At 63.3% G+C, this 3,320-nt stretch carries 3 protein-coding genes; 1 reads left to right on the top strand and 2 read right to left on the bottom strand.

The genetic code is table 11. The features are described 5' to 3' along the window. Positions 1–74: 74 nt before the first annotated feature. Positions 75–380, top strand: a complete 306-nt coding sequence (locus WBB95_RS19675; RefSeq protein WP_424489095.1) for a putative quinol monooxygenase — start codon at positions 75–77, stop codon at positions 378–380. A gap of 27 nt (positions 381–407) precedes the next feature. Here WBB95_RS19675 and WBB95_RS19670 read toward each other — a convergent pair whose 3' ends face one another. Then, positions 408–1,457 (bottom strand): hypothetical protein, encoded by a 1,050-nt coding sequence (locus WBB95_RS19670; protein WP_424489094.1) that lies wholly within the window; start codon positions 1,455–1,457, stop codon positions 408–410. A gap of 12 nt (positions 1,458–1,469) precedes the next feature. Next, a complete protein-coding gene (locus WBB95_RS19665; RefSeq protein ID WP_424489093.1) occupies positions 1,470–3,278 on the bottom strand; it encodes a hypothetical protein in 1,809 nt (602 codons plus the stop codon). Between the last annotated feature and the right edge of the window lie 42 nt (positions 3,279–3,320).

Here is a 3,320-nt window from a genome sequence, read left to right as displayed (position 1 = left end):
TATGTTTTTTGCCAGCCGCCGGTGGGCTCACGTACTGTGCTTGTACCTTATCCATTTTGTGAAACGGTGTTCGCATGTCAGATGAAGTACGGCTTGTCGTCATTATCACTGCCCAGCCCGGCAAAGGTTCGGAGCAGGTGTCGGCCTTTGAAAAACTGGCGCCTCAGGTCAGGGCCGAGGACGGCTGTTTGCAATACGATTTGCACCCGGTGGTCGGCAACCCTGACGGTTTTGTGCTGATCGAGAAGTGGGCATCCAAAGCCGCGCTGGATGCCCACCATGTGGCTGCGCATATGTTGGAGCAGGCTAAGCGCAACCCGTCTTTGCGCGCCGGGCCCGCTACCGTGTTGTTGCTGGAGGGGCCGGTGGCTGCTGCCTGACCTCGAACCTCGAACCTCGAACCTCGCTCACAGCACCACGCGCCGCAACCGCCCGCCCAACGGCACCACTGTGCCGTTGGGCGCCGGCAACTGCCGGCCCGTCAAACCCATGCCTTCACTCACCACGACTGCGCCGGGCACTACGCACAGGTTGGACGGCGTATCCAGCCCGCGCGCCAGCACTTCAACCCGGCCGCTGTGCAGGTTGCAGCGCAGTAATCGTCCGCTGAACCGGGTAAAACCGCCATGCAACGGTTCGCCATTCCAGCCCAGTGGCAACGGTTGTTGCAGGTGGCTGCACAATTCCAGCACCAGCAGGTGGCCGTCCGGGCACAGTGCCAGCCCGGTGGGCAGTTGCAGGCCGTCGATGACGACTTCGATGCGCGCGCTGGCCGGGTGCACCCGAATCACCTGGCCGGCCTTGTCGGCAAAGTCGATGCCCTTGCGCGCAGGGTCGCCGTGCAGTTCGCCGGAAAACAGGCTGATCAGCACCGCGTCGGTCTCGGGTTCGTACACCAGCGTGACGGGCACGGCTTCCTGGCCTTGGTCCAGAGGGGGCAGTTGCGCCAGCACGCGTTCTTCTTCGCCACTGCGAAATTCCACCAGCTGGTTGGTGTCGGGTTTGACCGCCAGCCAACTGCGCCGCGTTGGGTGATAACACAGCGCATTCAGGTTGCCTTGGCTGTGAAAAACCGGCTCGGGCGGCGTGTATTGCAGGTCGAGCAATTTCGAGCCGCCGACATAATCGGTCTGGCTGACGAGGCAGCGCCCGTCGCCACAGGCGATGTCCGACACGCCCATGATTTCATCGCGCAGCATGCGTGCCTGCAGGTTCATGGCGCGAAACCCGTGGGCGAGGATCTCACCGGGCAGGTAGGCGCCCGGCCGTTGCGGGTCGGGGGGCAGCCGGCTGATGCGGCCACTGAACGGCTGGTCCGGCAGGCCCGAGCCGGCTTCCGCCAACAGCAGGCTGCCATCGGCGTGCAGGCACAGGCCGCGCGGGTTGAGCAGGCCTTCGGCGATCAGTGTGCTCGGGCGCAGGGCTTTGATGGGCTGCGCGGGGATAGTCAAGGTCATCGCACTGCGCTCCTATTGCGGCGGTTGCCATGGGCTGCCGGTGAGGTAGGCGCGCAGCAATGCGCGCTGCGCCGGCGACATCGAGCGCACCACGGGCATGAACAGCGTGGTGCCTTTGTAGGCATCGGCGGTGCGCGCGAGGATGGCGTTTTTTGCCGCCATGATCGCATCGGGCTGGTTCAACGGCACGTAGCGCGACATGGCGGGGAAGGCCAGGTAGTGAAAGCGCAGCACGTTGGGATACACCTGCGCCCACGTGATGATGCTGCCCTTGGCGATGCCGAAGTCGGTCTGCGCGTATTTGCGGAAGTTAGTGAAAAACGCACCGTTTTCCACGCCATTGGCCGTGCAGGTCAACGACACAAAGCCCGCCTGGGCGGCGCTGCCTGGCTTGAGGGCCACCTTGAAACTTGCCGTCTGTTGGCCAGCATTCACGGTCAGCGAAGTGGGGAACGTGAGGAAGTCTGTGTATTGCTTGTTATCGTAAGTCCCCGGCGCACTGGCGGCCAGGCTGACCGTTGTGGTGTTCGGCACTGGCCCGCCCAGGTAGTTGACCTGCACGCTGATCGTCAAACCGTTGGGGTAGTCCTCCAGGTACACATTGCGTTGGTCGGCATACACCCGATAGGTCGATTCGTTCGCGCTGAGTTTTTTGCCGTTCACCGGGTTGGGCGCGGTGATGTTCAGGGGTGTGGTCCGCACCGCCTGCTGCTGGCTGGTATTCAACGGCACATCGACGATGCCGCCGTACACGTAGTAATTGACCAGCGGGCTGGCGGTCGGGTTAAGCGTCAGCAACGGCGCGGCGCCTGCTGCAATCGTGACCGGCCCGTAATTGGCATTCGGCCCGATAGGGCTGGTGATGTCATCGCGCACCGCGCGGAAGGTTTGCTTGGGAATCACGTTGACCATGTCCAGGCTCAGCAGGCCATTGCTGCCCAAGGCTGCATAGGCGGCATTGCCGGTGGCTGCATTGATCAGCTGCCGCCCCGGCTGGCAGCTCAGCGGCTCACCGGCAAAGGCGGGCGCCAGTGTGCCGATCACCCGGCCGATGCTTGGGTTGGGGGTGAATTTACCCGCGGCGTAATCGGCATCCAGTTGCGCGGTGGTCATCTGCGGGCACATTTCGAACATCACAAAGCGCAGGACAATCCCCGTCGCTCCCGGTGCCTGGATGATCGCTTTCAGGCCCGCACTGTTTTTGTTCCAACTGACGATGCTGCTCAGCGGGAAGGTCAACTGGAAGGTGCCGCTGGCATGGAACGAGCCCGGTGCGTCCATTTTGGGAGGGTCGAGCACGCGGCCGGTGACGTCGAAACTGCTGCACACGGCATTGGCGCGAATCAGCAACTGGACATTGTCGGTGCCGCCAATTTGCAGGCCGCCGACGAAAATCTGCGTGGTCACCGATGACGTGGGGTCGAGGTCGACCATCATCGGGCCGGACATCGGGCCTTGCCCGGTCACGGGGTCCACTGAGCCGAGCAGGTACACCGGCTGGCCGATCATGTCGCCGGTGGTGGCGACAGTGCCGGGGCTGCCTTGGGAACTGATCAAGGCGTTTTGCATGTCCACCACGTGCTGGCCGTAGTGGTTCCAGCCGCCGGCGGTGTAGTAGGTGCCGTCGGGGGCGTTGATCATGGTGTTCAACTGGTCGTCGGTGTACGGCTGCGCCCCCGGCGCCAGGGTCGAGGTGGTGAGGTCGAACAGCGGCCATTCCTGATTGCCATTGAAAGGAATGGTCGGCGAGTTGTTCGGCAAGCTCACGTCCGTGCGAATGCCGCCCCAGAAATTCAGTCGTGGTCCGTTCAGAATGCTCATGGTCTATTCCTTGTCCGTGGCGTGGGGCAGAAGGGGCGGGTT

The sequence above is a fragment of the Pseudomonas sp. genome, assembly GCF_049645325.1.
GTDB lineage: Bacteria > Pseudomonadota > Gammaproteobacteria > Pseudomonadales > Pseudomonadaceae > Aquipseudomonas.
Note: the sequence above shows the minus strand (reverse complement) of the source record. Positions and strands in the feature narration are given on the sequence as shown.

Bases quoted from the DNA above. Each gene is read 5' to 3' on its own strand.
- WBB95_RS19675 (WP_424489095.1), top strand. From the start codon at position 75: ATGTCAGATGAAGTACGGCTTGTCGTCATTATCACTGCCCAGCCCGGC.
- WBB95_RS19670 (WP_424489094.1), bottom strand. From the start codon at position 1,457: ATGACCTTGACTATCCCCGCGCAGCCCATCAAAGCCCTGCGCCCGAGC.
- WBB95_RS19665 (WP_424489093.1), bottom strand. From the start codon at position 3,278: ATGAGCATTCTGAACGGACCACGACTGAATTTCTGGGGCGGCATTCGC.